The sequence below is a fragment of the Mesorhizobium sp. B2-5-11 genome (genome assembly GCF_006440835.1).
GTDB lineage: Bacteria > Pseudomonadota > Alphaproteobacteria > Rhizobiales > Rhizobiaceae > Mesorhizobium.
In genome coordinates this window covers 42,670-57,432 of the sequence record NZ_VFUK01000015.1, presented here as the reverse complement: position 1 = coordinate 57,432, position 14,763 = coordinate 42,670, and the positions used below count along the sequence as shown (strand labels likewise).

The window sequence follows — 14,763 nt, the reverse complement described above, 5'->3', positions numbered from 1 at the left end:
TCCCGGCAGGCTGATAGGCTCGGATGTTCTGGGAGGAGAGAGCGATGCCGGTCAATCTCGACGAGCTGAAGAACGCCACCAGTTTGCGCGGACGCGGGGCGCGCGCCGGCAGCGTCTTTGTCGCGCCCGTCGACGGCAAGGCGCACGTCTCGGGCGAGCGCGGCGTGCCGCTGCTCGACAAGACCATCCCCGCGCTGTTCTCCGACACGGCCGGCAGATACGGCACGCTCGATGCCGCCGTCTTCGTCGGCCAGGACAAGCGCTTCACCTGGAGCGAGCTTTCCGACACGGTGGATGCGCTGGCCGCCGGTTTCCTGGCGCTGGGCCTCGAAAAGGGCGATCGCGTCGGCATCTGGTCGCCCAACCGCTGGGAATGGCTGGTGACGCAGTTCGCCACCGCCCGCATCGGCCTGATCCTGGTCAACATCAACCCGGCCTACCGGCTCACCGAGCTGGACTATGCGCTGAACAAGGTCGGCTGCAAGGCTCTGGTCACCGCGGCCAGCTTCAAGACCTCGGATTATATCGGCATGATCGAGACGCTGGCGCCGGAGATCGCGACGGCCACGCCCGGCAAGCTTAGGGCACAGAAACTGCCGGCGCTCCGGATCGTCATCCGCATGGGCGAGGAGAACTCACCCGGCATGTTCAACTTCGCCGATGTGCTGGCCATGGCGGGGCGCGACGAGCATGACAGCCTCGACCGCATCTCCGAGGGGCTGAAGCCGGACGACGCCATCAACATCCAGTTCACGAGCGGAACCACGGGCGCGCCCAAGGGCGCGACGCTGACCCACCTGAACATCGTCAACAACGGCAATTTCGTCACCTCGGCGATCAAGTTGACGGTGGACGACCGGCTCTGCATTCCCGTGCCGCTCTACCATTGCTTTGGCATGTCGATGGGCACGATGGGCTGCGTCACCAAGGGCGCGACCATGGTCTTTCCCGGCGAGGGCTTCGATGCCGGCGCGACACTGAACGCCGTGGCGCAGGAACGCTGCACCGGCCTCTACGGCGTGCCGACCATGTTCGTCGGCCTGCTCGACCATCCCGATTTCGCCGCCTTCGACCTGTCCAGCCTGCGCACCGGCATCATGGCCGGCTCGCCATGCCCGATCGAGGTGATGAAGAAGGTGGTGTCGCTGATGCATATGTCCGAAGTGACCATCGCCTACGGCATGACCGAGACCAGCCCGGTCTCCTTCCAGAGCAGCGTCGACGACCCCTTGGAAAAACGCGTCTCGACTGTCGGGCGCGTTCATCCCCATGTCGAGGTCAAGGCCGTCGATGCCGATGGCGCAACCGTTGCCGTCGGTGCGCCGGGCGAACTCTGCACACGCGGCTATTCCGTGATGAAGGGCTATTGGGACGACGAGGACAAGACCCGCGAGGCGATCGATGCCGACGGCTGGATGCATACGGGCGACCTCGCCACGATCGATGCCGAGGGCTATTGCAACATCGTCGGCCGGGTCAAGGACATGGTCATCCGCGGCGGCGAGAACGTCTATCCGCGCGAGGTCGAGGAGTTCCTCTACCGGCACCCCAAGATCAGGGAGGTGCAGGTGTTCGGCATTCCCGACGCCAAATACGGCGAGGAGCTCTGCGCCTGGATTGTGCTCAAGCCCGGCCAGATCGCCACCGAGCAGGAGATCAAGGCCTTCTGCGCCGGCCAGATCGCGCATTACAAGGTTCCGCGCCACATCCGCTTCCGCGCCGAATTGCCGATGACGGTGACCGGCAAGCCGCAGAAATTCCTGATGCGCCAGGCGATGGTCGAGGAACTGGGGCTGGTGACGCAGAAGACCGCGTGAGGGGAGCGCGGGGCGGGAAGGTGCGGTTGCCGAGACGAGTGTGAATGTCGCATTTCGGGGCCGAAAGCGGACTGGCAGGTTATAGGCAATGCGCCTGCCAAAGTGGACAATCGCTGGGGTGGTTGAATGGCCGATTGCTGCTGCGCCGCGCCGATTTGATCGACCCATATAGCGTGCGAACGGCCGTCCCTCAGCCGGCTTGCAGTCGCCTAGCCGTCTTCCGCGAAGTGGGTGCGAATTTCCGAGCGCGCGAGCCGCTCTGGAAGTTTGCGATCGGTGGTGGAACCAATTTCTCGGACTTACGTTGCAAATAGCTATTTGCGGCTCTGCCGCGATATCGGGAACTGAGCAGTGGGACTGTCTTGGCAACAAGGTCCTCTCTCGACGGGAGCCATCGGTCGGTTTCTCGTCCCCGAAGCGTTGCCCAAGAGAATGTTATATGTGGAACGGCTGCGCCGGCGCATGCGCGTATTGTTTGGCGGGGTTTGGGTTGCCGAAAGCGACGACGTTCTCCTACTGTTTGAACCCGCCCGCTACCCGGTAGCTTATTTTCCGGAGTCCGACATTTCAGCACATGTGTTGGAGCGGACAGAGCAGATCACCCAACATCCTGATCTTGGGTCTACTTCATGGTACACTGTCCGGGTAGGCGAGCAACACGTGGCGGCCAGAGGAGCGTGGCAACACACGAACCTCCCTGCCCATGCAACAGAACTCCAGGGACGATTGGCGTTCGCATGGCGCGCCATGGATGCCTTCTATGAAGAAGACGAACGAATCCTGGGTCATGCTGCCGACCCATACCATCGCATAGATATTCGACAGAGTTCTCGTCACCTCGTGGTCCGCTACAACGACCGCGTCGTTGCGGATACCAGGCATCCATTGGGCCTGTACGAATCCGGGTTCGCTCCACGCTGGTATGTCCCTCGTGATGACATCTACGAGTCCTCCCTCACAGCGGTAAAGCTTCAGACGTTCTGTCCCTACAAAGGGCTCTGCAGCTATTATTCTATTGGCGACGCTCGTCAGGCGGCATGGTCCTACACCGACGCCTATCCCGAAGTCCGCCGCATTGCCAACCTTGTGTCGTTTGAGCCGGACATAGTTTCGGTCTTCCTCGACGACGTTCAGCTTCATCTCGAGCCTGGCCAGACGGTCGTCCCTCACGGTCCTGATCGAAATCTCGATGTGGCCGAGTTGGAGCGGGCACCTGGTGGAGGCCCCGAAATGATTGCCGGCGGCTAGCTACCGGTCGCGATTAAACGGAGCGGAGCATGGCGCGACTATTGTCCGTGAACGTGGGGCTTCCGCGCAACATCTCTTGGAATGACCGCACCGTATACACCGGCATTTTCAAAAACCCGGTAGCCGGACGTTGTCGCGTTGGCCGATTGAATTTGGACGGTGACGGTCAGGGCGACCTCGCCGGGCACGGGGGCGAGCAGCGGGCCGTCTTCGTCTATCAAATCGCATCATATCGCTACTGGCAGAAGCACCTGAACAGGACCGACTTCGTCTATGGTCAGTTCGGCGAAAACTTCACGGTCGAGGGCTTGCCAGACGATGCAGTTTGCATCGGAGATCGATTTCGTATTGGAGGCGCGCTTTTCGAGGTCACTCAACCTCGCGTCACATGCTACCGGGTTGGCATCCGCATGGACGAGCCCCGAATGCCGGCATTGCTGACTTCCAGCGGCCGGCCAGGATTCTACTTCCGAGTTCTGCAAGAAGGCGAGGTAGGAGCGGGCGACGAAATCCTCAAGGTGGGCGAAGCGAATGAACGGGTAACCGTCGCTGAGCTGAATGCACTGCTTTATTCACCGGAACATCCCCGCGTCGAATTGGAGCGCGCGGCGCGGATCAAAGCGCTTTCGCCAGGATGGCGGGGTTCTTTTGAGGCTTTGCTGCGCAGCCAATCGACCGGCGTAGAGAGCGGCAATGCCGGGCTCGCTCCGCCAGCCGCGTTACACCCTGCTGCTCCCGGATTTCAGCCGCTCGCGGTGGCTGATCTAGAGCAGGAGTCCGTGGACGTCGTCTCTCTGTCGATGCGGCATCCCGATGGAAAGCCGCTCCCGCCCGCTCTACCTGGTCAATATATCGTGCTGCGCCTTCGCCCGACCCGTTCCAGTGCTGCGCTATTTCGCAGCTACTCGCTCTCGGGCCCACTCTCGGAAGAGCGCTACAGAATCAGCGTCAAGATCGAACCGCACGGGACGGCCGGCCTTTTTCTGCGGGATCATGTGCGGATAGGCGATCTTGTCGACGTAAGCTCGCCGCGCGGAAGCTTTACATTGCAGCCTGGGCAGAGCCCCGTGGTTCTGCTCAGCGCAGGCATCGGCGCGACACCTCTTCTGGCAATACTATACGCGCTGGCGGCAGCCCGGGACACGCGGCAGGTCCTCTGGCTATACGCGGCTCGCGACAGACGGCACCATCCTTTTGCAGCCGAAGTCCGCCGTCTGATGGCCAGTCTCCCCCATGGTCGCAGTTATGTCTGCTATAGCAGGCCAGACCCGGTCGACAGACTCGGCGTCGATTTTGATGCAACCGGCCACCTATCATCATTGGTCTTCAATAGTGTCAGTATCCCGCAGGACGCGGACGTCTATCTCTGCGGACCTGTCGACTTCATGGCAGACATGAAAGAGGCGCTAGCCGCATCGGGCGTCGCCCCGGATCGCGTTCGTATCGAGATCTTCAACGGGAGCGAGCCGCTGAACCCCGGTGTTGTTGCCAGCGAGCGGCGCGCGCCACATCTGCCGGAAGGCGACACCGATGCCGGTCCGCTGGTCTCCTTCGCTCGAAGTGGTGTAGCCGCCCATTGGAACCCTTCAGTGTACCGGAGCATTCTGGAGCTGGCAGAGGCCTGTGACGTTCCCTCCCGGTGGTCATGCCGAACCGGTGTTTGTCACAACTGCGAAAGTGGGTTGATATCAGGCGCGATCGCCTATGAGCCTGAACCGCTTGAAAGGCCGGCCGACGGCAACCTTCTCATTTGCTGCTCGCAACCGACCCGTGATCTAGTCATCGATTTGTAAGCTAATCGAAGGGGACGGACTATGAAGTCTGGCACAGCCGCGTTCGGAATATTATCGCTTGAGGTTGTCACACTGCCGATAAGCGATATCGATCGTGCGCTCCGGTTTTATGTGGACCGGGTCGGCTTTGCGCTCGATGTCGACTATGCGCCGAACACCACCTTCCGTGTGGTCCAGCTCACGCCGCCTGGCTCCCACTGCTCAATACAATTCGGCAAAGGCGTTACGGACGCGCCCGCAGGGTCGCTTCGCAACATCTATCTTGTCGTTACGGATATTGAGACTGCGCGAAGCCGGTTGCTCGAACGCGGAGTGGAAGTCAGCGAACTCAAGCACAAGGCTCCGATCGACGGCTGGGGTGGAGCGTTCGCCCCAGGTTTCGACCCCAACCACCGAGACCATGCCAGCTTCGCGGGCTTCTCGGATCCAGATGGCAACACTTGGGTGCTGCAGGAACGGGGACACCCTGATGTGTGATGCGCGAGCAGCGCTGTGAAATCGCAAAAACGCTGCGGAGTTAGGCCTACTTTTGTCAGTTTCGCCGCGTTTCAGCCATTGGCGGTTCGGGATTCAAATAGCCGAGCAGACAGCAGATGCAGAGACCCAAGCCCGCAAGGGGGTACTTCAGCGCAATCATTGCAGCCACGCCGAAGAGGGCCAAGGTCGTAAGGATCGGACGCGCATGAGCCTGCGTACTTTGGGCGAAATCTTGACGCTGCTTCGCCGATCGAGCAGCTCCCAGATCAGCCCGATGTAGGTTGCATTCACCAGAGAGAAGGCGGCTGCGTAAAAGGCTACGGGCTGCGGCTCGAGTTCGCTCACCGCCATCCAAGCAGTGGATAGCGGAGCAGTGAGATCGAAAACAAATGCGCGAAATTGAACCACATGAGGTGCGGTGTCGTCTCGCGAGCGTAGCGCATGAGGTAGTGGTGATTGGCCCAGACGATGGCGATGAAGATGTAACTCACAGCGTAACTCAGCCACGTCGGCCACAGGGATAGCAACGCAACGAAAGTCGGCTGACCGGGTGGTCTCAACTCCAGCACCAGCACGGTGATGAGAACGGCGAATACGCCATCAGAGAACATGCTCAGTCGTTTCTAGAGTCGCAGGGCAAGATATTTGCGTCAATTGGCTGTCGACTTACCTATCTCGGCTCGGAGTTCCGGCATTCAGGGTCTTGCGAGATAGCGTCTTCCCGTGCCACTCAAACCAAGCGCCAATCGGGAAGGCAATGAAGATCGATGATCCGCTCGGATCCGGCTCACATCTCTGCCGCCATGAACGCAGACGAAAACGACCACTTTCGGGAACGTTTGAAAGTTTGCTGAATGGCGGGAAAGCGGCGCATAGCAGCCGTCCAACAAACGCGCATTCGCCTTGCGCCGACCTCAAGCCTGAAGGGCACCGCCTCAGCCCCCCACTCCTTCACCGCCCCCTCATAGAGGGGGCTCGACGAAGAATGATAGAGCACCGGCAGCGGATCGATCAGCGCGCCTGCCATTCATAGACGTTCGGGCGCTCGGTAAGCGCGCCAACCGGCACGTCTTGTTTTCGCCTGCCACATCCGCTTCCGAGGCGCTCGCTCCGCGTGAACGGCTGAGCACTTCCCGCGCCGCGTCTAACGCGGGAAGTCTCCGTCTCTCCCGGACTTACGCCTTGGCGGCGTTCTGTGCAGCCTCGAACACATCGCGTGCGGACGTCGTACCGGCTACGTGCTCCGTACTCGCGACGCCAAGGTCCATCCATCCCGCGTTGACGGCTTCGAACATTTCTTCGGCAGGTCCGGAGTGGCCTTTCGGGATGCCGAATTGCTCGAAGGCTTTCGCCCACCCTGCACGCGGGATTGCAAAGGCTTTCACGTCGCGATTGAGGACTTCACCCAGCTGTCCCGCGACGTCATCGGCGGTGACCATCGAACCAAGCTCGATGACGCGCTGGCCCGACCACGCCGGCCCGGTCAAAAGGGTTGCGACCTCCGCGCCGATGTCGTTCGTCGCGACCATGGTCGATTTGCGGTTTGTCGGATTGTAGTAGACCGGTAGCGTTCCGCCCTGCGCGACCTGCAAGCCGTAGAGGAAGTTTTCGAAGAACCCGCCGGCGCGCACAAATGCGATTGGCGATTTCAGGTCGCGAAAACCTCGCTCCAGAAGCGACAAGGCCGTGATCACTCCGTGTCCGCCGGTTCTGTTCGCGCCCATCGACGAAAGCGCAACCACGCGCGGCGGCGCTGCCTTGGTGAGCGCCTCGACATAATTTGTAATCACGCCCTTTGCTTCCTTGTAATCGGGCGAGGGCGCCCAGACAGGGGGCAACATGACGAACGCGCCTTCGACGCCTCCGAGCGCTTCCTCGATGGCTGCCGAATTATTCCAATCGCCCTCTACCAGCTCCACGCCCTTGCTCGCCCAGTTGGCTGCCTTCTCGCGATTGCGGACAAGCGCGCGTACTTCCTTGCCGTGCGCCAGCAGATGTTCTGCCGTTGCGCCGCCAACTTTTCCCGTGATTCCCATTACTAGAAACATGTGTTTTCTCCTGATGTCGAGGGACAGGGCACTGCCCCGGTTGGTCAATGGATGAGCGGTAGAATGGCCCGGATTCGGGGATCGCGCAGATAGAGGCCGCCCCACGCCAGCGCGCCCAGAAGCAGGGAAATGATCTCCGGCGGCGATCCCAACTCACCAATGCGGACGTGGGCGCAGATGGCGCCGCCCAAAAAGCCCGTTACCAGGATCGCGCCGAGGACGGCGGTGGCCGGAATGGCGTAGAGGATGGCGCAGGCGAGTATGATCGGGCCCATGACACGGGTCAGGTCCATCGCGAACCCGGTTTCCTGCAACATGCCCGCGATCTGTGCCGGCGCGAAAAGCTGAATGGTGCCGTCTGCCACCAGAGCGATAACGACAAACGCGCTCATGATCCGGCCGGCCCACAGGGCGCGATGCAAGGTCACGGTTTCGGCTGCCTGACGCGGGTTCATGGTTTCGGACATTTGTCGTTCTCCGATGGGGAGATCCCATATCCGAAACTTACTGTGCCTCCTGAGTGTGATAAACACCGAGAAAATGAACCAACTGTTCTCTTTATAAAAAACAATAGAGGTACGAAAATGCAGAATCTCGAGCACGTCCTCATTTTCATGACGGTAGCGGAAATGGGCAGCTTCACCCGCGCGGCCGATAGCCTGGGCATCCAGAAGGGGAGGGCCTCGACGGCGGTCCGGAAGCTGGAAGAAGACGTCGGTGCCAGGCTCCTGCACCGCACCACGCGCAGCGTGCGCCTGACGGAGGACGGGCGCGCGTTTCATGCCCGTGCCCGCGATCTGCTGGCTGAAGTCGATGATCTGCACTCGATGTTCGCCGGCGATCGCGTGGCGCTTCGCGGGCGCTTACGGGTCGATCTTCCGACCGAAGTGGCGCGCACGACGATCGTGCCGGCCTTGCCGGAGTTCATGGCGGCTCACCCCGAGTTGGAGCTGGAGGTGTCGAGTACCGACCGGCAAGTCGATCTGGTTCAAGAGGGGTTTGACTGCGTCTTGCGACTTGGTCCCATCGGAGACGAGACGCTGATTGCCCGCCCGCTGGGCCTGTTGCGCATGGTCAACGCCGCCAGTCCCGCTTATCTGGCGCGCTATGGCGTCCCTCGGTCGCTGGACGACCTCCAGCGCCAGGAACATCGGACAATTCATTTTTCGACGATGCTGGGCGCGAGACCGCATGGATGGGAATATCCGGACGGCGACGGCTACTCGACGCGTCAGTTGCCAGGCGCGCTACACGTCAACAGCGCGCAGACCTACGACGCTGCCGCCGTCGCCGGCCTTGGCCTGATTCAAGCGCCGCTTCTGGGGATTGGCCAATACTTGAAGAGTGGAGCGCTGGTGGAGATCATGCCCGATTTGCGTCGCCGGGCGATCCCCGTGTCCTTCGTCGTAGCACATCGCAGCAATCTGTCGCGCCGCGTCCGCGCATTCATGAAATGGATCGAAGATGTACTGGCGCCGTATCTCGAATAGCGGGACGAACATCTTCGTCCCGCCTCGAAATCAACATTCTGGGTATGTCTGCCGGTCGGCGGCCCGGCGGGCCAACAGAATGCGACACCGAAACCGGCGGGGCCGACATGAGATATCGCTGCTCGCAACCTATCCGGGGCCGCCCGTCTGGACGAAATCGGGGAGAGAGGAACCGTCCCTCTCTCCCCCAAGACCTCACGGGCGAACGCGGATGACCGTTTTCCCCGCGCGTCGCTCGGTCGAGTTGAAGGCGGCGATCGCCTCGTCGAGAGGAGCGACTTTGCCGATGTTCGTCCGCAGCCGTCCGTTCCGCACCCGCTGGACGATCTCGCTCAGCTGGGCACGATCGGCTTCGACGACGAAGTCGACCGCCAGGCCATCCACGGGCCTCGCCTCGGCCGGGCCGACGACAGTCACCATCGTGCCTCCGGCTCGGATCAGCGCCGCGGACCGCTTCTGGATGTCGCCGCCGATGACATCGAACACCAGATCGACGCCGCGCACGTCTTCGAGGGCGTCGTTCTCGAGGTCGACGAATTCGTTTGCGCCGAAGTCGAGCGCCTTCTGGCGGTCGGCAGAGCGTCCGGTGCCAATGACGTAGGCGCCGGCCTCTCGTGCGAGCTGCGTCACCATCGACCCGACGGCGCCGGCCGCGCCATGCGCAAGGACGCTCTGCCCCGCCTGAAGACGGCCGTGCTGAAACAGTCCCTGCCACGCGGTCAGGCCCGAGATCGGCAGGCTAGCGCCCACCGTGAAGTCGAGATCGCCCGGCAATGGCGCGAGGTTGCGGGCCTCGATGGCGATATACTCCGCCAGGGTGCCGTCGCGATACCAATCGGCGAGGCCGAACACCCGCTGGCCTACCGACAGGCCTGTCGTACCGTAGCCCAGGGCGGTGACCACCCCGGCCAGTTCGTGCCCGGGGATCGATGGCGTCCGGTCGCGATCGACGCGATCGGTCCAGGTCGAGGGCCACGTCAGTTCGGTCGGGACGAACCCCGACGCATGGATCTCGACGACGACATCGTTTATCGCCGCCTGCGGCTCGGGCCGCTGCACCAATTTCATCCCGGCCGTTCCTGCAGCCTGGTCCGTCACTACGATCGCTTTCATGGGAATTGTCTCCTCAGACATTTGTTGGTTCGGGTAATTTACGGGCGTGGAAGGACTTTTCGATCTCTCATGCAATCAGCCATTGGCGCGGCGCCTTCCACGAGAGCGGCAGTTCTTGCCATCCTCGTCTCCGTAAGATCTGGAGTTGCCGGGGATTATGCAAACTCCAGGACATCGGCCACCGGCATGCGCGGCTTCTGCGGCCAGTTGCCGGCTCGCTCCGGCCCGACGGTCAGCAGCATGACCGGCACTTCGTCTTCGGCCAGGCCGAACTCGCGGTGCACCGCCTCGGCGTCGAAACCGATCATCGGTGTCGAACCCATGCCCAGCGACCGGGCCGTGTAGATGATCGCCGCGGTGCCAAAGGTCGCGGAGCGTACCGCCTCGTCGCGCTGGCGCCGCGGCTGATCGTCATACAAACCGCGAGCGGGGATCTCCCATTCCGGCACCAGGTGCGCCGGCATGATGCCGGCCTCCACCACGGGCGCCAGGCGGGCTGGGACGGTGCTGGCATCGGCCAGCCTGCCGATGATGATGAAGGTCACGGCCGCATCGGTGATCGCCGGCTGATTCCAGGCGATCGGGCGCAGCCGTGCCTTGGCTTCCGGCGAGCGTACGGCGATGAAGCGCCAGTTCTGCAGGTGGAAGGAGGTTGGCGCGGACGTGCCGATACGCACCAGGTCGCGGATTTGGTCGTCGCTCAGGGTGGCAGCGGGATCGTAGTACTTGGCGGCGCTGCGGCTTAGGATCGTTTCGATGACGGCATTCGTCGCGAAAGCGTTTTCGCTCTTCCCGGTTTGCGCGAAGATCTGGGCGGCTACGCGGGTTGCGGGTCCGGTGGTGGCGAGGCAGTTCATTGGATGGCTCCCTTATCAAGTGATTGCGGAGCCTAATCTACGGGGAAGAGTGATTATTTCGAGGCTGAATTAGCTCAATATGATGCGCGAAAGGATCAAATTGCGCTTTCTCGATTCCGGACCGCGCGTCTTACTCGCCCTTGTGCGCCAGTCGCCGCCACTCCCCCGGCGTCATCCCCGTCCTTTCGGCGAAAACACGCCGGAACGCCGAAACGGATTGATACCCGACGGTCTCGGCCACGGCCTCGGTGCTGATCGCCGGCTTCTTCAACTCGTTGGCGGCCAGGCTCATGCGGAGATCGGTCAACAAATCGAGCGCGGAGCGACCCAGCTTGTCCTGGAACTGGCGCATGAACGTAGCGCGCGACATCCCGCACAATTCGGCCAGATCGGGCAGTTTCCAAGGCCGTGCCGCATCGGCGAACATCGCGGAAATGGCTGGAGCAAGCCGGGGATTGCCGGCCAGGGCCAACAAGCCTTCGGGGGCTTTCCCGGATTGGCTCGCCGCGCGCAGTACCAGTGTGAACAGGGCCGAAGAAAGCGCGTTGAGAATGGCGCGTCCTCCGGCTCTGTCACCGGCGGACTCCATTCGCATCAGCGTCACCAGGCCGGCCAGTTGGCTGGAGGCGGAGCCGATGCCGTTTTCTTCATCGCCGTCCTTGGACCGCGCCACCAGATCCGCAGGCAGGTAGTTGCGGACCAGCCGATCATGGGGTGGTGCGATAAAAAATCGCCCACACAGCAGATCCAGTTGCTCGCCCTGGCCATCATTCTCGCTCAGCATCCATCCGGCAGCCCGCCGCCGTTGCTGGGTAGGGATTGGTATTTGCCCGCTGCCGTCGTGCAGCACATGCGCCGCGCCGTGAGGCAGCAGCACAATATCTCCACTCACCAGCTCCCTTGCTGCTCTCGTGTCCGGGTCCTCTAAAATGGCCCGGCCCCTGACGATGACGTGGTAGGGAATTTCGTTGGCGGCAGCCTTGCTCCAGGCAATGCGCCACGGCGCACCGTAGGCGCAGCGGACCTCGAGCTGGCCGGTAACGGTGATGATTTGCAAGAGATGGCTGAGCCAGTCCACTTCAGACATTGGACCTCGAAAACCGGAATGGTGAAACATCTTATCGCAATTGTGCACTGGTTCTATCTGTCGCTCACATTTCCAAACCCGGCTACGCTCGCGCCTGGATCGCGAGCGAGCCACCGAGCGCCGCACGATCGGAACAGGGGCCTGTATCAGGCGCCGCGGCCAAGTGCAGTTTCTTTCGCCTTTCAAAACGGATGCACGACCCAACCGCGCAGGCTATATTGTCGCATCGGGCCGACGTCATCGAAGGGGAGGGCATGACATGCAGGCAATGCCGATAGCGCATCACGTCGCGCAACCCGAGGTCGTGCCCTCCGTGACCGGCTATCCGGCCGCCGTCCTGTGCTGGCTGCTTTCGGCTGGCGTCTATATCGCGGCCAAATGGGTGGCGCCTGAAATGCCACCCTGGGGCCTCTGCTTCTGGCGGCTGACGCTTGCCTGCGCCATCCTGCTGCCGATCGTGCACCGTCATCACGACGCGATGATCGGACTGTTGCGAACGCGCGTCGTGGAGGTCGTCGCGGTGGGGGCGATCGGCCTCACCCTGTGCCAAGGTATGATCTACCATGGCCTCAACGACACCGACGCCACCACGGCCGGCATCATCATGGCGCTGTCGCCTGTCATGACGATGGTGCTCGCCCGTTTCGTGCTTGGCGAGCCGCTCGGGCTGTGGAAGTCGCTAGGCGCGCTGGTTGCGCTCGCCGGGATGATTTTCATCGTTGCCCACGGGAACCTGACGGCGCTGCTGCAACTCAAGTTCAACGCCGGCGAACTGTGGATCGTCGGCAGCGCGTTCTGCTGGGGCCTGTACACCGTGCTTTTGCGCCGTGCCAAATTCGGCATCGAACTCCTGCCGATGGTCGTGCTGCTGCTCGGCGCCGGTGCGCTGGTCGCCTTGCCGTTCCATGTGTGGGAATTGTTCAACGACGAACGCTCCGCCATGGACGTCCACAGCATTCTCGCGCTCGCCTATCTGGCCGGTCCGGGCGGCGCCTTGATGTACTATCTCTACAACAAAAGCGTGGAAACGCTCGGCGCGAGCCGAGCGAGCATGCTGCTCTACCTGCAGACGGTGTTCGTCGCTGTGTTAGCCTATCTGCTGCTCGGCGAGGGCTTGCACGATTACGATCTGGTCGGCGCGGCCTTCATCATCACCGGCATCGTACTCGCCACCGTGGTCAAACCCAGGCCAGCTCAACCACGCGTGGCGTAGATAAATCGAAGGTCAGGGCGGTTCACTGTCGAAACAGGCGCGCAGCAAATGCAACCCTTCTTCGATGCGGGGCGTCGGAATGGCGCCATACCCCAGCATGATGCCGGCTCGCGGTATGGCGTTCACGGCGAACCGTGACAGGATCTGGACGGCGACGCTGCGATCGGCTGCGCGGCGCGCGACCTCGGCGATCTGGTCCGCCGACATTTTCCGGGCAAGAGCGGTGAGATGGAGCCCCGTTGTCGATGGGATGAGCTCGAGATGATCGGCAAAATCATTGGCGATGGCGTTCGCGATGATCTGGTGTCGTTCCCGGTAGATTGCGTTCACCCGACGGATGTGACGCGCAAAGGCGCCCTCATCGATGAAACGCGCGAGCGCTGCTTGCGCCGGGGTCGATGAATGCCAGTCGCTGACGAATTTCGCTTTGTGCACGGCCGCTCGCAGCGATGGCGGCGTCAATATGAAGCCCAGCCGAAGCGTCGGCAGCATTGTCTTCGAGAAGGAGCCGACGTAGATGACCCGGCCTTTTGCGTCGAGCGTCTGCAACGGCTCGAGGGGACGGCCCCCGAAACGGAACTCGCTGTCGTAGTCGTCTTCGATGATGGCCGCGTTATTTCGCTCGGCCCAGGCCAGCAGCGCCTGCCGGCGCGGCAGCGTCATCGTCACCGAAAGCGGAAATTGATGAGACGGCGTGACATACACGGCTCGGACTCCGCGCGGTAGCGCATCAACGACCAGGCCCTGGCGATCCACCGGTACACCGACCACACGAATACCCAAGGCCTTGAACAAATGCCTCGGAGGACCGTAGCCCGGATCTTCAATGGCAATTGCATCGCCCGGTGCCAGCAGGACGCGGGCCAGGACATCCAGTGCCTGCTGCGTACCGTTTGTGACAATGATGTCGTCCGCAGCCGCCCCGATCCCTCGGGAGATGCCTATGTGCCTGGCGATTGCGACCCTGAGATCGTGATGTCCGGCGGGATGCTCGTAAGTGCCGGCGGTCGCTTCGCCCGAACGCAGCGCCCAAACCACCGACCGCCGCCACGCCCCGTGCGGAAACAGCGAAGCATCGCAAAACCCGGCGTGAAAGTCGAACCGAACCGGCTCGAATGCGGGTGGTGGGGCTATCGCCTCCCAGATCTGGCGTGGCTGGAGCACGCCGGTAGATCGGCGTCCGGTCTTTTCTCGCCCGGCCGGCACGACCAATTCGCTGATGAACGTCCCAGACCCCTGCCGGGATGTCACGAACCCTTCCGCGGCGAGCCGTTCATAAACCACGGTCACGGTGGCACGGGACACGGCAAGCGTCCGCGCCAGTTCGCGGCCAGGCGGCAGAGGGTCGCCGGGCCGCAGCCGTCGATCCAGAACGGCGCGCCGTATCTGACGATAAATCTCGCCGCTGAGATTCTTGCGCCCGACCAGGCTTATGTGAAAGGCCGTCATTGTTCAGCAACTGGAATTGGTCTGACGCAGGCACTGGAATTCAGCCTGCCACCAGTCCTCCTGCGTCCTGCCGGCTTAGCGGCAGCGCCTTGCAAGTGTCGTCATGCCAAATTGAATTGGACTGGCCAAGAATCCATGAATTGGCACTTCTATCGGTCCTCTAGCCTCCTT

Annotated in this window: 14 protein-coding genes; 6 read left to right on the top strand and 8 right to left on the bottom strand. The window is 62.1% G+C overall.

Features of this window, described 5'->3' with window-relative positions; translation table 11 throughout:
* Positions 1–44 precede the first annotated feature (44 nt).
* The 4 genes from FJ490_RS29315 to FJ490_RS29300 all read left to right on the top strand — a co-directional run bounded on the left by FJ490_RS29315 (position 45) and on the right by FJ490_RS29300 (position 5,335).
* Positions 45–1,817 (top strand): AMP-binding protein, encoded by a 1,773-nt coding sequence (locus FJ490_RS29315; protein WP_140729351.1) that lies wholly within the window; start codon positions 45–47, stop codon positions 1,815–1,817.
* Between the two features lie 432 nt (positions 1,818–2,249).
* Positions 2,250–3,065, top strand: coding sequence for a DUF427 domain-containing protein (locus FJ490_RS29310; RefSeq protein ID WP_246672715.1), 816 nt, complete (start codon positions 2,250–2,252; stop codon positions 3,063–3,065).
* Between the two features lie 29 nt (positions 3,066–3,094).
* On the top strand, positions 3,095–4,858 hold the full coding sequence (locus FJ490_RS29305) for an MOSC and FAD-binding oxidoreductase domain-containing protein (RefSeq protein WP_140498357.1): 1,764 nt from the start codon (positions 3,095–3,097) through the stop codon (positions 4,856–4,858).
* 21 nt (positions 4,859–4,879) lie between these two features.
* A complete protein-coding gene (locus tag FJ490_RS29300; protein WP_140729350.1) occupies positions 4,880–5,335 on the top strand; it encodes a VOC family protein in 456 nt (151 codons plus the stop codon).
* Between the two features lie 341 nt (positions 5,336–5,676).
* On the opposite strand, the gene FJ490_RS33400 is transcribed toward FJ490_RS29300, so the two are convergent.
* The 4 genes from FJ490_RS33400 to FJ490_RS29280 form a co-directional block, all read right to left on the bottom strand.
* Complete coding sequence (locus FJ490_RS33400; protein ID WP_246670999.1) at positions 5,677–5,946, bottom strand: TMEM175 family protein; 270 nt, start codon at positions 5,944–5,946, stop codon at positions 5,677–5,679.
* A 176-nt stretch (positions 5,947–6,122) separates the two neighbouring features.
* Entirely contained in the window at positions 6,123–6,362 is a 240-nt protein-coding gene (locus tag FJ490_RS29290; RefSeq protein WP_140665591.1) for a hypothetical protein, read from the bottom strand.
* Positions 6,363–6,510: 148 nt separating this feature from the next.
* Positions 6,511–7,431, bottom strand: a complete 921-nt coding sequence (locus FJ490_RS29285) for an NmrA family NAD(P)-binding protein (protein ID WP_246672718.1) — start codon at positions 7,429–7,431, stop codon at positions 6,511–6,513.
* Entirely contained in the window at positions 7,428–7,850 is a 423-nt protein-coding gene (locus tag FJ490_RS29280) for a DoxX family protein (protein WP_140729349.1), read from the bottom strand. Before FJ490_RS29280 ends, FJ490_RS29285 begins: the two co-directional genes overlap by 4 nt.
* Positions 7,851–7,967: 117 nt before the next feature.
* Here FJ490_RS29280 and FJ490_RS29275 point away from each other — a divergent pair, with 117 nt between their 5' ends.
* The gene (locus FJ490_RS29275; protein ID WP_140729348.1) at positions 7,968–8,873 is read left to right on the top strand and encodes a LysR family transcriptional regulator; all 906 of its coding nucleotides are present in this window, start codon (positions 7,968–7,970) and stop codon (positions 8,871–8,873) included.
* Between the two features lie 195 nt (positions 8,874–9,068).
* Here FJ490_RS29275 and FJ490_RS29270 read toward each other — a convergent pair whose 3' ends face one another.
* The 3 genes from FJ490_RS29270 to FJ490_RS29260 all read right to left on the bottom strand — a co-directional run bounded on the left by FJ490_RS29270 (position 9,069) and on the right by FJ490_RS29260 (position 11,930).
* On the bottom strand, positions 9,069–9,986 hold the full coding sequence (locus FJ490_RS29270; RefSeq protein WP_140665594.1) for an NADP-dependent oxidoreductase: 918 nt from the start codon (positions 9,984–9,986) through the stop codon (positions 9,069–9,071).
* Positions 9,987–10,141: 155 nt separating this feature from the next.
* Positions 10,142–10,843 (bottom strand): nitroreductase family protein, encoded by a 702-nt coding sequence (locus FJ490_RS29265; RefSeq protein WP_224680529.1) that lies wholly within the window; start codon positions 10,841–10,843, stop codon positions 10,142–10,144.
* Positions 10,844–10,973: 130 nt separating this feature from the next.
* Positions 10,974–11,930, bottom strand: a complete 957-nt coding sequence (locus tag FJ490_RS29260) for an AraC family transcriptional regulator (protein WP_140729347.1) — start codon at positions 11,928–11,930, stop codon at positions 10,974–10,976.
* A gap of 259 nt (positions 11,931–12,189) precedes the next feature.
* Here FJ490_RS29260 and FJ490_RS29255 point away from each other — a divergent pair, with 259 nt between their 5' ends.
* Positions 12,190–13,143 (top strand): EamA family transporter, encoded by a 954-nt coding sequence (locus FJ490_RS29255; protein ID WP_140729346.1) that lies wholly within the window; start codon positions 12,190–12,192, stop codon positions 13,141–13,143.
* Positions 13,144–13,155: 12 nt separating this feature from the next.
* Here FJ490_RS29255 and FJ490_RS29250 read toward each other — a convergent pair whose 3' ends face one another.
* Complete coding sequence (locus FJ490_RS29250; protein ID WP_140729345.1) at positions 13,156–14,592, bottom strand: PLP-dependent aminotransferase family protein; 1,437 nt, start codon at positions 14,590–14,592, stop codon at positions 13,156–13,158.
* Positions 14,593–14,763 lie beyond the last annotated feature (171 nt).

Coding starts and splice junctions, on each gene's coding strand:
- FJ490_RS29315 (WP_140729351.1), top strand. CDS start 45: ATGCCGGTCAATCTCGACGAGCTGAAGAACGCCACCAGTTTGCGCGGA.
- FJ490_RS29310 (WP_246672715.1), top strand. CDS start 2,250: ATGTTATATGTGGAACGGCTGCGCCGGCGCATGCGCGTATTGTTTGGC.
- FJ490_RS29305 (WP_140498357.1), top strand. CDS start 3,095: ATGGCGCGACTATTGTCCGTGAACGTGGGGCTTCCGCGCAACATCTCT.
- FJ490_RS29300 (WP_140729350.1), top strand. CDS start 4,880: ATGAAGTCTGGCACAGCCGCGTTCGGAATATTATCGCTTGAGGTTGTC.
- FJ490_RS33400 (WP_246670999.1), bottom strand. CDS start 5,946: ATGTTCTCTGATGGCGTATTCGCCGTTCTCATCACCGTGCTGGTGCTG.
- FJ490_RS29290 (WP_140665591.1), bottom strand. CDS start 6,362: ATGGCAGGCGCGCTGATCGATCCGCTGCCGGTGCTCTATCATTCTTCG.
- FJ490_RS29280 (WP_140729349.1), bottom strand. CDS start 7,850: ATGTCCGAAACCATGAACCCGCGTCAGGCAGCCGAAACCGTGACCTTG.
- FJ490_RS29275 (WP_140729348.1), top strand. CDS start 7,968: ATGCAGAATCTCGAGCACGTCCTCATTTTCATGACGGTAGCGGAAATG.
- FJ490_RS29270 (WP_140665594.1), bottom strand. CDS start 9,986: ATGAAAGCGATCGTAGTGACGGACCAGGCTGCAGGAACGGCCGGGATG.
- FJ490_RS29265 (WP_224680529.1), bottom strand. CDS start 10,843: ATGAACTGCCTCGCCACCACCGGACCCGCAACCCGCGTAGCCGCCCAG.
- FJ490_RS29260 (WP_140729347.1), bottom strand. CDS start 11,930: ATGTCTGAAGTGGACTGGCTCAGCCATCTCTTGCAAATCATCACCGTT.
- FJ490_RS29255 (WP_140729346.1), top strand. CDS start 12,190: ATGCAGGCAATGCCGATAGCGCATCACGTCGCGCAACCCGAGGTCGTG.
- FJ490_RS29250 (WP_140729345.1), bottom strand. CDS start 14,592: ATGACGGCCTTTCACATAAGCCTGGTCGGGCGCAAGAATCTCAGCGGC.